Origin of the sequence: Grimontia indica (genome assembly GCF_000333895.2) — a bacterium.
Taxonomy (GTDB): domain Bacteria; phylum Pseudomonadota; class Gammaproteobacteria; order Enterobacterales; family Vibrionaceae; genus Enterovibrio; species Enterovibrio indicus.
The window spans coordinates 1-19,090 of record NZ_ANFM02000025.1; the positions used below are offsets into that span (position 1 = coordinate 1).

The 19,090-nt window shown below is 48.7% G+C and carries 18 protein-coding genes and 1 riboswitch; of the genes, 7 read left to right on the forward strand and 11 right to left on the reverse strand.

The window, feature by feature from the left end; genetic code table 11:
• Positions 1-153 precede the first annotated feature (153 nt).
• Together D515_RS14260 and D515_RS14265 are read right to left on the reverse strand one after the other, a co-directional pair.
• Entirely contained in the window at positions 154-732 is a 579-nt protein-coding gene (locus D515_RS14260) for a thymidine kinase (RefSeq protein WP_002539526.1), read from the reverse strand.
• A gap of 115 nt (positions 733-847) precedes the next feature.
• The gene (locus D515_RS14265; RefSeq protein WP_002539528.1) at positions 848-2,428 is read right to left on the reverse strand and encodes a Na+/H+ antiporter NhaC family protein; all 1,581 of its coding nucleotides are present in this window, start codon (positions 2,426-2,428) and stop codon (positions 848-850) included.
• An 89-nt stretch (positions 2,429-2,517) separates the two neighbouring features.
• A riboswitch (Lysine riboswitch) is annotated at positions 2,518-2,699 on the reverse strand.
• A gap of 415 nt (positions 2,700-3,114) precedes the next feature.
• Between D515_RS14265 and D515_RS14270 the strand changes: the two genes are divergently transcribed.
• Complete coding sequence (locus tag D515_RS14270) at positions 3,115-3,513, forward strand: H-NS family histone-like protein (RefSeq protein WP_002539529.1); 399 nt, start codon at positions 3,115-3,117, stop codon at positions 3,511-3,513.
• Between the two features lie 156 nt (positions 3,514-3,669).
• On the opposite strand, the gene D515_RS14275 is transcribed toward D515_RS14270, so the two are convergent.
• Both D515_RS14275 and D515_RS14280 read right to left on the reverse strand, forming a co-directional pair.
• Positions 3,670-4,647 carry a lytic murein transglycosylase gene (locus tag D515_RS14275; protein WP_002539532.1) on the reverse strand — a complete coding sequence of 326 codons (978 nt, stop codon included), beginning with the start codon at positions 4,645-4,647 and terminating at the stop codon, positions 3,670-3,672.
• A gap of 9 nt (positions 4,648-4,656) precedes the next feature.
• Positions 4,657-4,932 carry a YcgL domain-containing protein gene (locus D515_RS14280; protein WP_039850128.1) on the reverse strand — a complete coding sequence of 92 codons (276 nt, stop codon included), beginning with the start codon at positions 4,930-4,932 and terminating at the stop codon, positions 4,657-4,659.
• 309 nt (positions 4,933-5,241) lie between these two features.
• Here D515_RS14280 and minC point away from each other — a divergent pair, with 309 nt between their 5' ends.
• Genes minC through minE form a run of 3 tightly spaced genes read left to right on the forward strand, consistent with a single transcriptional unit; the run spans position 5,242 to position 7,003 of the window.
• Positions 5,242-5,907 carry a septum site-determining protein MinC gene (gene minC / locus D515_RS14285; protein ID WP_002539535.1) on the forward strand — a complete coding sequence of 222 codons (666 nt, stop codon included), beginning with the start codon at positions 5,242-5,244 and terminating at the stop codon, positions 5,905-5,907.
• 19 nt (positions 5,908-5,926) lie between these two features.
• Complete coding sequence (gene minD, locus D515_RS14290) at positions 5,927-6,739, forward strand: septum site-determining protein MinD (RefSeq protein ID WP_002539537.1); 813 nt, start codon at positions 5,927-5,929, stop codon at positions 6,737-6,739.
• Positions 6,740-6,742: 3 nt separating this feature from the next.
• The gene (gene minE / locus D515_RS14295; protein WP_002539539.1) at positions 6,743-7,003 is read left to right on the forward strand and encodes a cell division topological specificity factor MinE; all 261 of its coding nucleotides are present in this window, start codon (positions 6,743-6,745) and stop codon (positions 7,001-7,003) included.
• A gap of 73 nt (positions 7,004-7,076) precedes the next feature.
• On the opposite strand, the gene rnd is transcribed toward minE, so the two are convergent.
• The 6 genes from rnd to D515_RS14325 all read right to left on the reverse strand — a co-directional run bounded on the left by rnd (position 7,077) and on the right by D515_RS14325 (position 14,301).
• The gene (rnd, locus tag D515_RS14300) at positions 7,077-8,198 is read right to left on the reverse strand and encodes a ribonuclease D (protein ID WP_039850144.1); all 1,122 of its coding nucleotides are present in this window, start codon (positions 8,196-8,198) and stop codon (positions 7,077-7,079) included.
• 398 nt (positions 8,199-8,596) lie between these two features.
• The gene (fadD, locus tag D515_RS14305; RefSeq protein WP_002539541.1) at positions 8,597-10,282 is read right to left on the reverse strand and encodes a long-chain-fatty-acid--CoA ligase FadD; all 1,686 of its coding nucleotides are present in this window, start codon (positions 10,280-10,282) and stop codon (positions 8,597-8,599) included.
• Between the two features lie 99 nt (positions 10,283-10,381).
• A complete protein-coding gene (locus tag D515_RS14310; protein WP_002539543.1) occupies positions 10,382-11,260 on the reverse strand; it encodes an alpha/beta fold hydrolase in 879 nt (292 codons plus the stop codon).
• A 67-nt stretch (positions 11,261-11,327) separates the two neighbouring features.
• Positions 11,328-11,618, reverse strand: a complete 291-nt coding sequence (locus tag D515_RS14315) for a hypothetical protein (protein WP_002539544.1) — start codon at positions 11,616-11,618, stop codon at positions 11,328-11,330.
• Positions 11,619-11,649: 31 nt separating this feature from the next.
• Positions 11,650-12,345 (reverse strand): tRNA (adenosine(37)-N6)-threonylcarbamoyltransferase complex dimerization subunit type 1 TsaB, encoded by a 696-nt coding sequence (tsaB, locus tag D515_RS14320; protein WP_002539545.1) that lies wholly within the window; start codon positions 12,343-12,345, stop codon positions 11,650-11,652.
• Complete coding sequence (locus D515_RS14325; protein ID WP_002539546.1) at positions 12,346-14,301, reverse strand: DNA repair helicase YoaA; 1,956 nt, start codon at positions 14,299-14,301, stop codon at positions 12,346-12,348.
• Between the two features lie 160 nt (positions 14,302-14,461).
• On the opposite strand from D515_RS14325, the gene purU reads away from it, so the two are divergent.
• On the forward strand, positions 14,462-15,298 hold the full coding sequence (purU, locus tag D515_RS14330) for a formyltetrahydrofolate deformylase (protein WP_002539547.1): 837 nt from the start codon (positions 14,462-14,464) through the stop codon (positions 15,296-15,298).
• A 28-nt stretch (positions 15,299-15,326) separates the two neighbouring features.
• Here purU and D515_RS14335 read toward each other — a convergent pair whose 3' ends face one another.
• The gene (locus D515_RS14335; protein ID WP_039850145.1) at positions 15,327-15,905 is read right to left on the reverse strand and encodes a VOC family protein; all 579 of its coding nucleotides are present in this window, start codon (positions 15,903-15,905) and stop codon (positions 15,327-15,329) included.
• A 295-nt stretch (positions 15,906-16,200) separates the two neighbouring features.
• On the opposite strand from D515_RS14335, the gene argS reads away from it, so the two are divergent.
• A complete protein-coding gene (argS, locus tag D515_RS14340) occupies positions 16,201-17,931 on the forward strand; it encodes an arginine--tRNA ligase (protein ID WP_002539549.1) in 1,731 nt (576 codons plus the stop codon).
• Positions 17,932-18,065: 134 nt separating this feature from the next.
• On the forward strand, positions 18,066-19,088 hold the full coding sequence (locus tag D515_RS14345) for a GGDEF domain-containing protein (protein ID WP_002539551.1): 1,023 nt from the start codon (positions 18,066-18,068) through the stop codon (positions 19,086-19,088).
• Positions 19,089-19,090: the final 2 nt, after the last annotated feature.

Here is a 19,090-nt window from a genome sequence, read left to right on the forward strand (position 1 = left end):
TTCGATAAGTAGTTATTCTACAATCAAATTTTTCAACGCAGTTATCGAGCATTTTAACAAGCTAGGATGAGCAGATATTTACTACGATTGGTATTGGGACACCACAAACAAAAATGCCGCTGGATTCAGCGGCATTTTTTATCGATTTTAGACTTATTTGCCTAGCGCTTCTTTATAGTGCACGCGACACACCGACACGTATCTGTCGTTACCACCAATCACGACTTGATCGCCATCAGCAATAGCATTGCCTTGTGCGTCGGTGCGGATCACCATATTCGCTTTGCGGCCACAGTGACAAATGGTCTTTAGCTCTACCAGTTTGTCTGCCCATGCCAGCAGGTATTTCGCTCCTTCAAACAGCTCACCACGGAAGTCGGTACGCAGACCATAACAAAGCACAGGAATGCACAGTTTATCGACCACTTCGGTGATTTGATAAACCTGCTTTTCTGTCAGGAACTGGCATTCATCAATCAGAAGACAATCGACCTTATTGTTGGCGTTGATATCGCAAACAGCTGCGTAGATATCGTCTTTCGGCGAGTAAAGTTGGGCTTCTGCCTGAAGACCAATTCGAGAGCTGACTTTACCCACACCGTAGCGGTCATCAATTGCAGCGGTAAAAATCAGCGGGTTCATGCCGCGTTCCTGATAGTTAAACGAAGACTGCAAAAGCGTGGTGGATTTACCTGCATTCATCGCAGAGTAATAGAAGTACAGCTGGGCCATGGAATTCTCCCGAAATTAAGACTGACGAATGCTACCGAAAAATGGAGAACGGTAAAAGCGGCGCAAAGCGCGTTACAAGAAAAAAGCCCCCGAAATCGGAGGCTCAGAGAGTAGTTTATGCCAGCTTGCCCGGTCGACGTGACATCCAGCCAAACACCGCACATACCACGACGAATACACACATACCTGCCAGCAGGGAAATGCCCAGTGAATCCGTGAAACCCAGCACCAAATAAGACACAGCTGCAATCAGTGCTCCAGCCAAAGCGTAGGGTAACTGAGTCGCTACGTGGTCGATGTGGCCACAGCGCGCGCCGGTAGAAGACAGAATAGTAGTATCTGAAATCGGTGAACAGTGATCACCAAATACCGCACCCGCCAGAACGGCTGACAGCATCGGCAGCATCAGCGCGATATCTGTTGCGCCTGCAAGGTCACCCGCGATTGGCAGCATGATACCGAAGGTACCCCAAGATGTGCCGGTGGAGAAAGCCATCGCCGCTGACAACAGGAACAACAGCACTGGGAGCAATTGAACTGGCAGGTTGCCCTGAATGAGGGTCGACAGGAATTTGCCGGTCGCCATGTCACCGATGACACTACCGATTGACCATGCAAAGAACAGGATCAGGATGGCACCAAACATAGATTTCGCACCAATCCAAGTGGTACGGGCGATATCAGAAACCGCCAAGCCTTGTTTCGCCACAGTGATCAGCGCTGATAGCAAGCCCATCGCGCCACCATATAGCAGCGACATGCCTACATCTGTGTTCTCAAATGCACCCAGCACAGAGAACGCTTTACCGTCGGCTTCCAGCGCCTGTGCACCTGAATAAACCATCCAAGACATGGTCGCCACGATAAGGACGATAATTGGCACAACCAAATCAGACACTCGGCCTTTTTCGCTTTCTTCAATGCCAAGTTCGTCATCGATTGGCTCATGACCACTTTCTTCATCACCCAGACGACTGCCGGTTGATGCTTGGTATTCAAAGCGACGCATCGGACCCACATCCATCTGGAACCAAGCCACAGCAAAGACCAATAGCAGTGCGAAAACGGCATAGAAGTTCATTGGGATCATGTGTGCGAATGCGCTTAGCGGGCTGTAATCAGTGACCCCTTGACTGACCAAAATGCCGCCAATCACAGTAATGATGTAAGCACCCCAGCTTGAAGCAGGCATAATCACGCACATTGGCGCTGCAGTTGAGTCGAGGATATAAGCCAGTTTCGCACGGGAGACGTGGAAACGGTCCGTTACTGGACGACTGATGGCACCGACAGCCAGGCTGTTGAAGTAATCATCAACAAAGATAAATACGCCCAGAAATGCTGCCAGCAGTTTCGCGCCGCGTTTACTTTTCACGCGGCTCTGTGCCCATTCTGCAAATGCACGTGTACCACCAGAAAGCGTCAACAATGCCGTGATTGCACCCAACAACAGAAGAAAGGCAACAATGCTCATGTTCCATGAGTTAATGCTGCCATCTGAAATAAACAGTCCCTTAATCAGGTTGCCAAGATAAGAGGCTGTGCCGGAAACGGAAAAATCGTTGAGCAAAAATGCACCGGACAGAATACCCAGACCCAAAGAGAGCAAAACGCGGCGTGTGACAATAGCCAGTCCCAACGCCAAAATGGCGGGGAGCAAAGAAAGAGAAGAAGAAGAAAAATCGACTAAATTCATGATCTCTGTATCAACCTATTCGGTTGGAGATCTACTGCAGAAATGGAAAACCAGACTGAACGAAGACAACGGTTATACACATCGTTAAATCCTACAGTAGCGCTCCATAGTTAAATCCCAATACTATGGCAGTGTTGTGCCTGTTCGGTCACAACCCCAGCAGAGTCCCCAGATAAGCGACATTCTGCTTCGGCGCTATCTCCTTTCATTTGTCCTCACAGGCATCACCCTAAGACAAACTACTGATAAACCGCGCACCTCTACGTGTATCAACTCAAACCTTTTTATACGATTGACGGTTTTTGCACCGGTAAACATATACAAAGTAAGCCCGTTTGAGCATAAAGCTAGCGTATTTTATGTGACATTGGTCTATTTGCAATACAAAGATAAAAAGTTTTACACACCAAGCTCAACATGGTTACAAACTGGATACATTTTACGATTTGGTTATTCTTTCCGCACATAAACTCACACAAGTATGACGGATTTATTGTACAGCCTACCGATTAAGGAGGGGTTTTCTATGAAATCAAAGGGCAGATTAATATTAAATTTGCACTTTAATTAAAATAGATATCTAATAAGCGGGAAACTTATTTATTAAATATTGCAAAGAATTATTTATTCTTGCTACTCTTAGTGAAGCAATAAATATTACATAACGAGAGAATAGGATTGGCATAATGTCTGATGCACTGAAAGTATTGTTAAACCTGCGCAGCCTGCGTGCCGTTGCGCGTGAACTTACTCTGGAACAACTACAAGAAGCGCTGGAAAAACTACAAGCAGTAGTTAGCGAGCGTGAAGAAGCCGAAGCAGAAGCACGTGAAGCGGAAAAAGAGCGCGTTGAGAAGCTTGAGAAATATCGTGAAATGCTGATCAAAGACGGTATTGATCCAGAAGAACTTCTGGCAACGCTTGGCGGTACTAAGCCAAAATCTAAGCGTGCAGCACGCCCAGCGAAATACAAATACACTGACGTAGACGGTTCAGAAAAAACTTGGACTGGTCAGGGTCGTACACCAAAAGTTATCAAAGACGCTATTGAAGCTGGTGGTAAAGTAGAAGACTTCCTGATCTAATTGGATCACATCTAATACTACGATAGAAAACTATCATTACGAAAAGGAGCAGTTTGCTCCTTTTTTTGTGCCTGAGGTAAAACGACGCCTCTCAAGACACCAAGACCAGATACAAAAAAGCGCGCATAGCGCGCGCGTTCCTATTTACTACTTATCTCAGCCAAATTTAATACGATCAGCTAAGTGGCTCACCGCTAACGCAAAGTAGTGAGAACGGTTCCACTTCATCAAGCTTTGATAATTGCCATAAACCAAATAGCTTCGGCCATATTCATCATCAGGTTGAATTAGCCACGCTTTAATGTCGACATTGGGCAGCGAAGCATTATTCATACGTCGTACGCCAAGTGCTTGCCATTCAGCCAAAGTTTTTGCTTTATCCTGACTCAAACCTGACAAATCGTTGTCGAGGTTTTTTGGAATGATAACTTGGCGTCCCCAGGTATATTCATCATTCCATCCCGCATTCTTTAAATAGTTAGCGGAAGAAGCGAACACGTCAGGCTTAGAATTCCAGATATCTTTTTTGCCGTCATTATTGCCATCAGCTGCAAAGGCATTAAAAGAGCTTGGCATAAACTGACACTGTCCCATAGCGCCAGCCCAAGAGCCTTTAAATTCATCGATGCCTATATGACCTTGCTGTAAAATAGAGAGGGCTTCAAAAACCTCATTGCGGAAAAAGGCTTCACGGCGACCGTCATAGGCCATGGTTGATAGCGCTTCAATCACGTTGAAGTTACCAGTGAACTTACCGAAGTTACTTTCTACACCCCATAAGGCGACAAGAAACCTCGGTTGAACACCGTATATTTCACCGATACGCTTTAAATCATCGTAGTGCTTGTTATATAGATCACGCGCTTGCGCTACTTTCCAATCTGGCACTGCGCGCGGAATATACTCGTCCAGTGTTAAACGTTTTTCTGGCTGATTACGATCAGCTTTTACCGCTCGCTCACGGTAATTCAGATTACTGAATGCCTGTTCAATCAGTGTGGCGTCATAACCTCTTTCCACACTTTCTTTCTTCAAACCCTCAACGTAGCTGTCAAAACTCTGCTTCTCAGCCATCGCTGGTGCAGACAAAGATAACGCAGCCCCAATGAGGATCGAGATTAATCCCTTACGCATAGCGCTCCTTTATAATTTGGTGTTTTTTTGTCGAATGTGCTGCAGCGCCGCATCTGGTGCAGGTGGAAGCTGCAGATAAAATCCATCATTTTTAAGGTTTTCACGTACTTTATTGATATCGGCAATTGCCAACTTTTCGCGCTTGTCTAAGTTGACCATCATAACGAACTGCGGGTTCCCGAAAGTTTGTAACAATTGTTCAGGCACGTCTGAAAAATCATCCTTACGGCTTACGTAAAGATAGGTCGATTCCTTTTTCGTGCTCTTATAAATTGCGCAATACACCTTGTACCTCTCACTATTCATGTCAGTTTGCAGCAAACGTTTTTTGCGCTGTTCCCAATTTAGAGAAATGGCTTAGAAAATCGCAATGAAATCGGCGATTAAAGCAGCACAGTCAGCGTTGATGCTTGCCGCAAAGATGCCATGAATATACCATGCAGAACACTGTCTGATAATGCACGAAACCCGCTTTCTTCCTCCTGAAAATGGCACACAAATAAAATTTGTCCGCCACCGGAAAAATTGGGTGACGAAAATCCACGTTAGTGTTGTCAAATCCAACAATACCGTGCCAGCTGGATAACTACCCGAATGACAAAAAATGCTGAACTCAAAGGCAGTTCGTTTACTCTTTCTGTGCTCCATTTAATGGACGATGATTTGGATGGCGCAATGCAAGTGCTGTCTGACAAAGTGAGCCAGGCACCCGCTTTTTTCGACGGTGCTCCTGTTGTTGTCGACATCTCCCGACTTCACTCCCAGCCTGACTTCTTCCAGCTGAAAGCCACCATCGAAAAGACTGGCATGCTGGTTGTTGGAGTCACAGGTTGCAAGCAAAATCAGGTACGTGAAGCCGCAAAACTCGCTGGATTGGCGGTCATGAACCCCGCCAAACAAGCCGTACGCGTTAACGACCCTATTCAAATCCCAACAAAAGTCATCACCACGCCGATTCGCTCCGGCCAGCAGGTTTATGCCAAGAATGCTGATTTGGTCGTGCTGAACCATGTCAGCGCTGGTGCGGAAATTATTGCTGATGGCAGTATTCATATTTACGGCGTGCTCCGCGGACGTGCCATTGCTGGCGCAAGCGGACAAAAAGAAGCCCACATTTTTTGCCAGAACCTGCAATCCGAGCTGCTTTCCATTGCAGGCACATACTGGCTCAGCGAAACCATCCCGGAGCAGTACGCTGCCCGTCCGGTGAAAGTCTCGCTGCAAGACGACTCATTGAACATTGAACACCTCACACTCTAACTTTCCAAAGGACTGAGGAATGACTCGAATTATCGTAATCACTTCTGGCAAAGGCGGCGTGGGTAAAACCACCTCAAGCGCTGCCATTGCTACCGGCCTTGCGCTGTCGGGGAAGAAAACCGCTGTTATCGACTTTGATATTGGTCTGCGTAACCTTGATCTCATCATGGGCTGTGAACGTCGCGTGGTTTATGACTTTGTTAACGTCATCAACGGCGAGGCCAACCTCCATCAGGCACTGATCAAAGACAAACGCGTTGAAAACCTGTTTGTCCTGCCTGCTTCCCAAACCCGCGATAAAGATGCCCTAACCAAAGAAGGCGTGGCCCGCGTGTTGGAAGATATGAAGGCGATGGATTTCGACTTCATCATCTGTGACTCTCCAGCAGGTATCGAAGCTGGCGCACTGATGGCGCTTTACTTTGCCGATGAAGCCATCGTCACGACTAATCCTGAAGTCTCGTCTGTTCGTGACTCAGACCGTATTCTGGGCATCCTGGATTCTAAATCTCGCCGCGCTGAGAACGGCGAAGAGCCAGTGAAAACTCACCTGCTGCTGACCCGCTACAACCCAGCGCGTGTTGCACGTGGTGAGATGCTGAGCGTCGCAGACGTCGAAGAAATCCTGCGCATACCGCTACTGAGTGTTATCCCAGAAAGCCCTTCGGTGTTGCACGCGTCGAATAAAGGTGAGCCAGTGATTCTGGATCAGGAGTCTGATGCAGGTCTGGCATACAGCGACGCCATCACCCGTCTGCTGGGTAACGAGTGTCCTTTCCGCTTCCTGGAGGAAGAGAAGAAAGGCTTTTTGAAGCGACTGTTCGGAGGGTAATTCATGGCACTGCTGGAGTTTTTCCGTCCAAAGAAGAAGACGTCCGCATCGCTTGCTAAAGAGCGTCTGCAGATCATCGTTGCAGAACGCCGCAGCGCAGGGAGTGCTGAGCCAACGTACTTACCCCAGCTGAAGCAAGACATCCTTGAGGTTATCCGCAAGTACGTGGATATCTCCCCTGAGCAGGTATCTGTAGCTCTTGAACAACGCGATGACGATTTGTCTGTTCTCGAGCTCAACGTTACTCTGCCGGAAGACAAGTAACCGACATAGTTACTGATCGTTATAAGTGAAAAAACCGGCGAAATCGCCGGTTTTTCTTATTTTAGCACTCGGACTATTTATCCAAAACTGCCAACACTTTTTCTTCCAGAAATGGCTTACGCCAACCCGAGAGAATATCCGGTGCTTTTTCGGGGTTCCGGTCATTCATCCACGCCCATTTAAGCACTTGGTGAATTTGTTTTTTCGACCCGATGAATTCTGGCACCATGCCCAGCTGCTCGGCGACTGCGTTGGTTTGTTCTTTGATGTTTTTCACTGCCTGTTTGTAGCCCGGCATGTCGACAAGACGCTGAATCTCTTCAGGATAATGAGCAACAGGCGTTTTGTCCGCCTCCTGCGCCATGCGAATCAGGCGGCTGCCATGGCGTTCAATCTCAAATCGGTCAAAGCCTTCATCCGCCATTTTGTCTAAAGAGCGGATGTTAAAACGCGCCATTTTCCAAAGGTGCAGTTCTTTCACCACGAAGTTCAACGCCAAATCCCGGCGCTGCGCTTCTCTTAATCGCCAGCTCGCAAGCTTTTGCAGCACAGCCAGTTGTTTCGGGCGCAGTTGCCAGGCATTTTTAATATCAAGGTAGGCTTTTTCAGGATCCGGGGTTTTGCCACGTTTGCTTACCATCAGCGCACATTCTTGCTTCACCGCCTCTTCCCAGCCTTCTTCGGTGATGCGTTTCGCCAGCAGATTATAGAGTGGTAACAGGTAGTAAACGTCGGCAGCAGCGTACTCGAGTTGCTTTTCACTTAGCGGGCGAGCACACCAATCCGTTCTGGCCTCACCTTTATCCAAGGTCACCTCAAGATACTCTTCCACTAGCGCTGCAAAGCCCGTCGACAAACCGTGACCCAAGAATGCTGCCATGATTTGGGTATCGACCATTGGCGTTGGCATCACGCCCGCATAATGATGGAACACTTCAAGATCTTCACTACACGCATGCAGTACTTTCACCACCGACTCATCCGTCAGTAGCGCCCAAAGCGGCGACATGTCTTCAAGTTCAATCGGGTCAATCAGGGACAGCGTGTCGCCATCATAAAGCTGAATAAGACCTAGGCGCGGATAGAGTGTGCGGGTACGAACGAATTCGGTATCCAGCATCACTGCTGGTACTTGGCGTGCTCTCTCACACACACGTTCGAGTTGGGATAGCTCAGTTACAATGTCAAAATTCACGCTGTCATCCACATTTAGGTTCCGGGTTCAATCTTTGAGCCCAGAAAACAAACATGCCGGCCTGAGCCAGCATGTTTTCAAAGGCATAGGTAGTATTATACCCAAGCTACCTGAAGATACAGGATTCAGCGAGATTGACTGGCGTTGTGATCGCGGCGTCCCTTTGCCGGTGTAGACACCTCCATCAAAAAGGGACAACAAAGAGCACGACGTCAGTCAACTCGCCCGGAGGGAGGACCTCAATGCGCCCACTTCTTCGTTAAATCCCACGAAAATAGAATGACTATTACACGCGAGATTTGCCTCGAATTGAGCGCATTGATGACCTCTGAATTCATGCATCTTCAGGTTGCTTGGGTATTCATTGTACGCGCTTAAGCGAGTCGACGCATGTCTGATTATGCTTCTGCGCTTTTGGCATCCTGCTCTTCACGAAGAGCACGGCGCAAAATCTTACCGACGTTGGTTTTCGGCAGATCTTCGCGGAATTCGATCACCTTAGGCACTTTGTAACCCGTAAGGTGTTCACGACAATGCGCAAGTAACTCGTCTTTCGTCAGGCTTGGATCACGTTTCACCACACAGATCTTCACGATCTCACCAGAGGTTTCGTGTGGCTGTCCGATTGCCGCAACTTCCAACACTTTACCGTGCAGTGCGACAACATCTTCGATTTCGTTTGGATAAACGTTGAAGCCAGACACCAGAATCATGTCTTTCTTACGGTCAACAATGTGCAGGAAACCGTCGTCGTCGAATTTGACGATGTCGCCCGTTGAAAGCCAACCATCTTCGGTGATCACTTCTTTTGTCGCTTCAGGACGCTGCCAGTAACCCTGCATAACCTGAGGGCCTTTCACCTGCAGCTCACCAATCTGATCGTTTGGCAGCACGTTGCCTTCTTCATCAACGATGCGGACATCAGTTGATGGCACTGGCAGGCCGATAGAACCGTTGTACTCTTTCAAATCATACGGGTACGCCGCCACCAGCGGAGAACACTCGGTCAGGCCGTAACCTTCCAGCAGGTGTTTACCCGTCAGCTTCATCCAGCTTTCAGCCACGGCGCGTTGGACCGCCATGCCGCCCCCAACCGTCAGGCTGAGATTACTGAAATCCAACTCATGGAAGTCTTCATTGTTCAGCAGGGCATTGAACAGGGTATTTACGCCAGTGATTGCCGTAAACGGATGCTGTTTCAGCTCTTTCACAAACGCAGGAATATCGCGCGGGTTGGTGATCAGCAGGTTTTGTCCGCCCATTTCGATAAACAGCAAACCATTCACCGTCAAGGCAAACACGTGGTAAAGCGGCAACGCAGTGACCACTAACTCACGGCCTTCTTTCAAGACAGGCGCATACATAGCTTTCGCCTGGTTCAGGTTCGCCAGCATGTTGTTGTGGGTCAGAACCGCCCCTTTCGCCACGCCTGTGGTGCCGCCGGTGTACTGCAGGAAGGCAATATCATCGCCCGTCATAAACGGCTTCACATACTGCATACGACGGCCGCGCTTCAATGCAAGGCGCATAGAAGTCGCATGTGGCAGGTTGTATTTCGGCACCATCTTCTTAATGTACTTCACCACGAAGTTAACGATGGTTCCTTTGGCGCGTGGCAGTTGGTCGCCAAGGCTGGTCAGAATAACGTGACGCACACTGGTGTTATCGACGATTTTTTCCAGCGTATGCGCAAAGTTCGACACGATAACAATCGCGGTCGCACCGGAGTCATTCAACTGATGCTCAAGCTCACGAGGGGTGTACAGCGGGTTAACGTTTACCACTACGCAGCCAGCACGCAGAATACCGAACAGCGCAATCGGATATTGCAGCAGGTTTGGCATCATGACAGCCACGCGGTCGCCTTTTTTAAGGCCAAGATCGTTTTGCAGGTAAGCTGCAAAAGCACGGCTGCGTTCTTCCAGCTTACGGAAGGTCATCACCTGCCCCATATTAATGAAGGCAGTCTGATCAGCATATTTCTGCACCGACTTTTCGAACATCTCCACCAGTGATGGGTACATGTTCGGTGAGATTTCCGCTGGTACATCTGATGGGTAGCGGTTAAGCCAAACCTTATCCACTTGATCTCTCCTATTTTTTAACGCGGGCAGAAAAGGCCCGCGCCAGACGCAATAAATTCAAACGAGTGTTTTAACTCGCAATTAGACCAGAAGTAACATTCAATTAACATCGCTAAGCGCTGTGAGATGTAGCTTGGTCACAAAATCAATGATCAAAGACGCCGTTTTCGCCTGACTCTGAAGGTGGCAGTGATGTGTGCCTTCCACCATTTCCACGGTCAGGTTCTTGAACCACGCCTTTCGTTTTTCAGCCATGGGGCTACGAAGCTCCGGATAACCGTCTTCGCCAATAATCGCCATCACCGGACATTCAATACCACGGACCAAATGCTCAGCATGATGTGTCGACATCCGGTAAATCGATTCCGTCTTCAACTTGGCATCATGACGCCAGCGCCAGATATCGCCCACTTGCTCAATGCCACGGGTCACCAACGGTGTCAGATCTTCAATGCTGACTTTGTTGATACCCCGGCGAAGTTTCAGCGCCGCATCCAGCGAGGGTAAGTCACGAGGCAACTTCATATTCTCGCGGCTTTCAACGCCGTGTTTCAGCCTTTCGACGACTTTATCTTCGCGCTCAGACATTGGGCCAAGCGCTTCTATCATCACCAACCCTTTCGCCCTTTCAGCGAAAGCAGCACTCCAGCAAGACGCTACCAATGCGCCCAACGAATGCCCGACCAGATAGATCGGCCTGTCGCCCAACTGAAGGATCAGTTGGTGGAGATCGTCCACATAATCAAAGAAGGGATAGAAGCTGTCGGCACCTTTATGGTCGGAATAACCGTGCCCGGGCCAATCTGGCATGACCAAATCAAAGTGCTCGCTGAGCTGCGGGGCGAGTGGCGCAAAGCTTCCGCTATTATCTTGCCACCCATGCAACATCAGAAGAGTCGGCGTGTTTCGCTCGGTCAGATAAACCTGCGCGGCGAGATCGCCAAATCTCACTGCATATTTTTTTTCTTGTAATGTCATATTGGACCGTTTGAGATCGCGCGAAGCCTACCACAGAGAGTGCAGACCAAGTGGTACGAGGAGTTACTTAAACGAAGACATCTACGCCGAACATGGCGATAAGTTCTTCACGACGGGCCTGGTTTTTTACATCCATATAGGACGCCAGCGCATGGCGGCTACGCCCATCGGGTAAATCATAATGAATGTTTTGAAAGGCATCTTCCGCCATTTCAGGGTTTCGAATACCACGGGATACCGCTTTTGCCACCACGGAAGGCTCTGAGACATCACGGGCCTCCTCCTTCTTCTGCGCGGGTTTGCGTCCAGCTTTTCCTGGACGCTGTATCTGCTGTGGTAATCCCTGTATTGAAACCATGAAAGACCTTATCGGTTAGCTTTAGATAAAACTATTCGCGACCTGGTAATTTCTTCCATGCCACAGTATCACGAAGGTATACCGGGCTGGCATGTTCTGCATCCACTGCCTCTCCACGCGCAAACGCATGATGAGCAAGGATTAACATATCCTGCGATTCAGGATACAACACACCGCTGTCGCTTACCGATAAGTGTAGCTGGCCTTGCAAATCAGGGTAAGCTTGCCAGCCTGTTCCTGCTACAAACCACTCACCTTTTGCCAATTCTGGCTTGAGCATTTCAGGAGGCAGTACTGCTTCTTCAACGACCGTTTCCCAATCGCCGTTTTCAAGGCGTACATAGCCACCTGCATAGATTTCGTTCATGCGCGCATCGATGGTAGACAACACGTGTGTGGCCTGCTGTTTACGATGAGCCTGCTCCGCCATTGCAGCCAGCGTGGATACACCGACCATTGGCAGGTCTGCTCCAAATGCCAGACCCTGAGCGATACCAATACCAATACGCACACCGGTAAAACTGCCTGGACCACGACCAAACGCCAGCGCATCCAACTGGTTCAGCTTTAAGCCCGCTTCAGCCAGTACACTATCGACCATAGGCAGTATTTTCGTGGTGTGTTCACGCGGTGCCATTTCACAACGCGCGATAATTTCGTTCCCCACCTTCAGAGCGACGGAGCAGTTTTCTGTGGCCGTATCGACGGCAAGGATCTTAGAAGCCATTTATACCTCTGACGCTGCAGACGATTCTGCAGACTGGTTATTCGTATCTATTTCAGCGAGAAATCCGCTGACTTTTGCCAGATCACGCGTTCGCGGGATTGGCGGTAAGCTGCGCAGGAAGGTTTCACCATAATTTCTGCTCACCAAGCGGTTATCGCAGATAATAAGCGCACCATGATCGTTTCTGTCACGGATAAGTCGCCCAACGCCCTGCTTGAGGGTAATCACCGCATCGGGGATTTGAACTTGGGAAAACGGGTCGCCGCCCTGAAGGCGACAATCTTCAATCCGTGCTTTGAGCAGCGGATCATCCGGCGCAGTAAAAGGCAATTTGTCGATAATAACACAGCTCAGCGCCTGCCCTCTAACGTCTATCCCTTCCCAGAAGGCACCTGTGGCAACCAAAAGCGCATTACCCAGCTCTAAAAATTCAGCGAGCAGTTTCTGTTTCGACATTTCCCCTTGCACCAATACGGGCAAGTCTGACAATTCGCGGAAACGCTCAGATAAATCACGCACCATTTGATGTGACGTACAAAGGAAGAAACAGCGTCCGTTGTTTTGCTCAATGACTGGCTTAAGCATGTCCACCAGCTTATCTGCAAGGCCATAGCTGTTTGGCTCAGGCAAAAAGCGCGGCACGCAGAGAATCGCCTGAGATTCGTAATCGAATGGACTGGGCAGGGTAAACTGCTCCGTGGGCTCTAAACCCAAGCGGTTACTGAAGTGACTGAAGTCATCGTTCACCGCGAGCGTTGCAGAGGTAAATATCCACGCCCCTTCCTGCTGCTGAATTTGCTCGCGGAATTTTTCAGCCACGGACAATGGTGTGATGTTCAGGCTGAAATGATGGCGGCTGCATTCGTACCAATAGGAATAGCCAGGGATAGAGGTATCTTTTACCCGCTCAAGTCTGGCTTTAAATAAAGTAGCGCGATCGAAGGCGGCATCCAACAACTGGCTTCGACCCAATGACAGCTTCATCACGTCATGGGCAAGCTCTAGTGCGTCGGTCAAACGCACCAGCTCCCTTGCTACCGCCGGAGAAGTGCTTATTTCACGCCAGTTACCACGAAAGCCCGGCTCGCCCAGTACAATGCGCAAATCCGATGCCGATTGAGAAAGGCGATCAGCGACTTTCTCAAGCTGTTTGGTATCGCGAAGTTCAGTGCGATACGCAATGTTGATGTCTTTGGCGAGTTCCTGAAGCTGACGACTGGAAAGACTCTGGCCGAAATACTGGCTGGCGATATCGGGGATCTGGTGCGCTTCATCGAAGATAAACACTTCCGCTTCCGGAATCAGTTCACCAAACCCTGTTTCTTTGATCGCCAAATCGGCTAGGAAAAGGTGGTGATTCACGACCACCAAGTCTGCATCCATGGCGCGTTTGCGGGCCTTCACCACAAAACAGTCTTCGTAACTTGGGCATTCTTTACCCAGACAGTTGTCATTGGTCGAGGTAATTGTGGGGATGACTGGGCTGTCTTCTGCCAAATCATCGCATTCGCCCAAATCACCGGTTTTGGTTTCTGAAGACCAGCTGCGCACTTTTACTAACTGGCTGAGCAGCGTCGGATCGGCGTGACCGTCGTGACTCTCAATCATCTGGCGGCTTAAGCGTTCTGGGCAAAGGTAGTTTGTACGCCCTTTCAGCAAGGCAACACGACCTGAGAAGCCGAGGGTGTCGACCATTAATGGCAGATCACGGTGAAACAGCTGTTCCTGAAGATTTTTCGAACCTGTACTGACAATGGTTTTCTTTCCGCTGAGCAGCGCAGGCACCAGATAAGCATAAGTTTTACCGGTACCCGTCCCAGCCTCGACCACAAGTTGAGTTTGGTTTTTGATTGAACGCTCAACTGACAACGCCATGTCGGTCTGTGGCTGGCGTGGCTGGAAGCCTTTTATCGCTCTAGCCAACGCACCTGTGGTGGAGAAAACCTTCGAAATCATTGGTCATTTATACAGTATTTGAAAGGATTGCATTATGCCAACAATCCCCCCTTATCGCCAGACATGCAGAACGCCACCGTCAAGTCTTTGACCTTGAGGCCAATTCAGAGTAAAACGTGATGAATAGCAAATTAAAATTCATCACGAGTAATACATTTCTATGGAAAGAAAAATCCTGCTGACGGACTGCCCTGACGCTCAAGGTCTTATCGCCAAGATCACCAACATCTGTTACAAACACCAACTCAACATCATCCATAACAATGAGTATGTTGACCACAGTACCGGTCAGTTCTTCATGCGTACTGAGCTGGAAGGAATTTTCAATGATGAAACCTTCCTGATGGATATCGATCAGGCACTTCCCGCAGGCAGTCACCGTAATCTCATTGACACCAGTCGTCGTAAACGTGTGGTGATCATGGTGACCAAAGAGTCACACTGTCTGGGTGACATCCTGATGAAAGCCTATGACGGTTCTTTGGATGTGGATATTGCCGCCGTGATTGGTAACCACGATAAGCTGGCCGCATTAACGGAAAAATTCGATATTCCGTTCCACTTTGTGAGCCATGAAGGCCTGGAACGTGAAGCGCATGAAAACCAAATCATCGACATCATCGAAGGGTATGAACCGGACCATATTGTTCTGGCAAAATTTATGCGAGTGCTGACACCAAACTTCGTTGCACGTTTCCCTCGTAAAATCATCAACATTCACCACAGCTTCCTGCCAGCATTCATCGGCGCTCGCCCTTATCATCAGGCGTGGGAGCGTGGCGTGAAAATCATTGGTGCAACGGCACATTTCGTGACCAACGATTTAGATGAAGGTCCAATCATCGACCAGAACGTGAAACATGTTGACCACACCTTCAGTGCAGAAGACATGGTGAAAGCGGGTCGTGACGTAGAGAAAACCGTGCTGAGTAATGCACTGAGCCAAGTGATCGAAGACAAAGTCTTCGTTTATGGCAATAAGACCGTCATTCTGTAAGCCGGAAATCGACCAAAAAAAAGGAGCCTCAGGCTCCTTTTTCACTTTCTATCACTTGCTCCAGAGTCACCGGGTGGAGCTTGACGCAAACGCCCTTGAACTTGAATGCCACTGTCGGGTTGGCAATACGCTCGCCCTCGCCAGCAGGAGAACTCAGCTTCACCTTCACACCCAGTGATGCCAGTTGATCCCACTTTGCTGCAAGCGCTGGGAACAAACCAAACACATCCTCAAGCAACGCTTCTGGTGTTGTCGCCTTTGACGGTACCACCCATTCAGCGTGTTCCCACCCTTCTTCCGGATAAAGCTTATCGCCCGGATAAGGCAACTCGACACAATGCGTTTGCCATTGACCGAAAGACAGAGACTCGTTCGCTTTGATCACCACAATTGGACGACCATTGATGTTATTCACGGAAAGTTCTTCACCCGAAGAAAGCCAGGATTGGTGAAGTTCCTCAGCCGCTTTTCTGTCGTTAATGCGCAAAGCGATGTGGTCGGCCTGATAGGCGCTAAGATCCAACTCCAACACTTCTAACAGCGCATCCATACGAGCAGAAAATTCAGGGAGTGTGGCGAAGAGGGATTCGACGGTTAATGCTGACATGGTCATCTCGTTACCTTCAAAGATGACAGGAATTTACCACAGCGTTGATATCACTGGAACGCACACGCTTTTACTTGCTATGAAATCCACCTATTTCGCAGGATTCAGCTTTTAAACTGCGCCTGTTTGTGGGTATTATTACGCCTACATACGCGCATCACACTTTGATGCCCAAGTTTCAGTGCTAAAGCCGTCAACCATGCCCTGTTTGCCTCAAATTGCAGTGGGTATTGTTGACGGATTTTTTGCTTTAACCCGGCTGCATTTTGCCGGGTGTCAGAATTAAGGTAAGCAAGTGAATATTCAAGCCCTTCTTAACGACAAAGTCGCTGCAGCCATGGTTGCTGCAGGTGCACCTGAAGGCAGCCCAGCGGCTGTCCGTCAATCAGCGAAACCACAGTTTGGTGACTACCAGGCAAACGGCATCATGGGTGTTGCCAAAAAGCTGGGTTGTAACCCACGCGAATTCGCGCAGAAAGTGCTGGATGTTCTGGATCTGGATGGCATGGCGGAAAAAACCGAAATCGCTGGCCCAGGATTTATCAATATTTTCTTGAGCACTGAATGGCTCGCAGCCAAAGCAGACGAAGCGCTGGCGAGTGACCGTCTGGGTGTGGCAGAAGCTGAAAAACAAAACATTGTGGTTGACTACTCTGCTCCAAACGTAGCGAAAGAAATGCACGTTGGTCACTTGCGTTCAACCATCATTGGTGATGCGGTTGTACGCACTCTGGAGTTCATGGGTCACAACGTTATCCGCGCTAACCACCTTGGCGACTGGGGTACCCAGTTCGGCATGCTGATCGCAAACCTTGAGCGTCATGAAGCGCAAGGCGGCGACATTTCAATGGATCTTAGCGACATTGAAGGCTTCTACCGTGAATCGAAGAAGCTTTACGACGAAGACGAAGAGTTCGCAAAGACTGCGCGTAACTACGTAGTTCGCCTGCAAAGCGGTGACGAATACTGCAAAGAAAAATGGCAGCAACTGGTTAAGATCACCCTTGAGCAAAACCAGCGCAACTACGATCGTCTGAACGTATCCCTGACAGACAAAGACGTGATGGGCGAAAGCATGTACAACAGCATGCTGGCTGGTATTGTTGAAGACCTGAAAGCACAAGGTCTGGCAGTCGAAGATGACGGCGCCATGGTTGTGTTCCTAGAGGAATACAAGAACAAAGATGGCGAGCCTATGGGTGTGATCATCCAAAAGCGTGATGGCGGCTTCCTGTACACCACTACGGATATCGCATGTGCGAAATACCGTTACGAAACCTTCAACGCAGATCGCGTGCTGTACTTCATCGACTCACGTCAACACCAGCACCTCATGCAGGCATGGACTATCGTTCGTAAAGCTGGTTATGTACCTGAAAGCATGAGCCTTGAGCACCATGCATTCGGCATGATGCTGGGTAAAGATGGTAAGCCGTTCAAGACCCGTGCAGGCGGTACCGTTCGTCTGGCTGACCTGCTGGACGAAGCAGAAGTGCGCGCGAAGAAGCTGATTGAAGAGAAAAACCCTGAATTGTCAGCGGAAGAAAAAGACAACATTGCTAACACAGTAGCAATGGCAGCCGTAAAATACGCTGACTTGTCCAAGCACCGCACCACTGACTATGTGTTTGACTGGGACAACATGCTGGCGTTTGAAGGCAACACTGCGCCTTACATGCAATACGCATACACCCGCGTGGCCTCTATCTTCAACAAAGCTGGCATTGATGCGAACAGCATTGAAGGCCAAATCATTGTGTCTGAAGAGAAAGAGAAAGCACTGGTTTGTAAACTTCTGCAATTTGAAGAAGCTGTTGATGGTGTCGCACGCGAAGGTCAGCCACACATCATGTGTAGCTACCTGTTTGATCTGGCCGGTACATTCTCAAGCTTCTACGAAGCGTGCCCGATCCTGAATGCTGAAGGTGAAACTAAGCAAAGTAGAATGAAACTAGCTGCACTGACATCACGCACTATAAAACAAGGCCTTGATCTGCTTGGAATTAATACGTTAGAACGTATGTAACCAAATAAAATCAGATTAAGATCACAATTCTCAAAAACCCTGTACCAATGTACGGGGTTTTTTACACCTAGTGTTAATTTATCGCACATAATCCTGTATCAATAGCGGAGAAAGTGTTCGTTAAGGAGACACTAATGAGTGATTACGCCTTTTTTGAAGCCACCAGTATTTTCAAGCGTGCCGTACCTTTAATGGTAAAATACAAGGTACCGACAACGCCTCACTATTTCTCGCTTTGGTATACCTATTGTGCAGGTACAAACCCCCAGTTAAATCAAGCTGTTGATAACAAAGTCAGCCGTTTTGGAGCCTGCTCGATTAAACACTGCGACGAAATTATCGATACGTATCTGATTGATGATGCCAGGCGGGAAGTGAACAATTTCCGTCAAAAGCTTCAGAACCTGACTGCTGATCTTGGCGAATCCATGGAACACACGGTATCGGATACCGAAGAGTTTCGAGACATCCTAAGCAGTTCTGTAGATAAACTGAAAAACGTAAAAGGTGATATCGCCAAAAACGGAGAAAGCAAGCAAGTGCTGCATGAACTTCTCAAAGGTTCACAGCATCTGCTGAGTGCTACGTCCCAATACCAGTTACAAGTTACCTCACAAAAAACTGAAATTGACGCACTAAAAAAACAACTTCAGGAATATCAGAAACAAGCCTCACATGATGCTTTGACAGGCTGCTTAAACCGTCGTGAATTTGAAAAGCAGCTCGATGAAAACGTTAGCCAAAACAACGTATTCAGTGTCATGATGGTAGATATCGATCACTTCAAATCTTTCAACGATGAGTTTGGTCATCAAATGGGCGACAAGGTACTTCAGATTGTTGCAGCCAAACTGCAGCAGGTGGTTGATGAATCAGGGGCAGTATTTAGATACGGCGGAGAAGAGTTCGTGACTATTTTGCCAAGTCTGCCTCTAAAGTCGACGTTTATGCTCGCCGAGAAAATGCGTTCGACACTCGAAAGGTTGTCGGTCACAGACAAGCGTTCTGGACAGAAAATCAACTCGATTACGGCATCATTTGGTATCGCGGAGAGAGAAGGTGATGAGTGTGGATTGGCGTTAGTAGCCAGAGCAGACGAAGCCTTGTACAACGCAAAACACAAAGGCCGCAACTGCGTCATGCCGCAGGTTAGCTAAGC

Coding starts and splice junctions, on each gene's coding strand:
- D515_RS14310 (WP_002539543.1), bottom strand. CDS start 11,260: ATGACATTACAAGAAAAAAAATATGCAGTGAGATTTGGCGATCTCGCC.
- purU (WP_002539547.1), top strand. CDS start 14,462: ATGGAAAGAAAAATCCTGCTGACGGACTGCCCTGACGCTCAAGGTCTT.
- minE (WP_002539539.1), top strand. CDS start 6,743: ATGGCACTGCTGGAGTTTTTCCGTCCAAAGAAGAAGACGTCCGCATCG.
- D515_RS14260 (WP_002539526.1), bottom strand. CDS start 732: ATGGCCCAGCTGTACTTCTATTACTCTGCGATGAATGCAGGTAAATCC.
- minC (WP_002539535.1), top strand. CDS start 5,242: ATGACAAAAAATGCTGAACTCAAAGGCAGTTCGTTTACTCTTTCTGTG.
- D515_RS14270 (WP_002539529.1), top strand. CDS start 3,115: ATGTCTGATGCACTGAAAGTATTGTTAAACCTGCGCAGCCTGCGTGCC.
- D515_RS14265 (WP_002539528.1), bottom strand. CDS start 2,428: ATGAATTTAGTCGATTTTTCTTCTTCTTCTCTTTCTTTGCTCCCCGCC.
- D515_RS14335 (WP_039850145.1), bottom strand. CDS start 15,905: ATGTCAGCATTAACCGTCGAATCCCTCTTCGCCACACTCCCTGAATTT.
- tsaB (WP_002539545.1), bottom strand. CDS start 12,345: ATGGCTTCTAAGATCCTTGCCGTCGATACGGCCACAGAAAACTGCTCC.
- D515_RS14275 (WP_002539532.1), bottom strand. CDS start 4,647: ATGCGTAAGGGATTAATCTCGATCCTCATTGGGGCTGCGTTATCTTTG.
- D515_RS14315 (WP_002539544.1), bottom strand. CDS start 11,618: ATGGTTTCAATACAGGGATTACCACAGCAGATACAGCGTCCAGGAAAA.
- D515_RS14325 (WP_002539546.1), bottom strand. CDS start 14,301: ATGATTTCGAAGGTTTTCTCCACCACAGGTGCGTTGGCTAGAGCGATA.
- D515_RS14345 (WP_002539551.1), top strand. CDS start 18,066: ATGAGTGATTACGCCTTTTTTGAAGCCACCAGTATTTTCAAGCGTGCC.
- minD (WP_002539537.1), top strand. CDS start 5,927: ATGACTCGAATTATCGTAATCACTTCTGGCAAAGGCGGCGTGGGTAAA.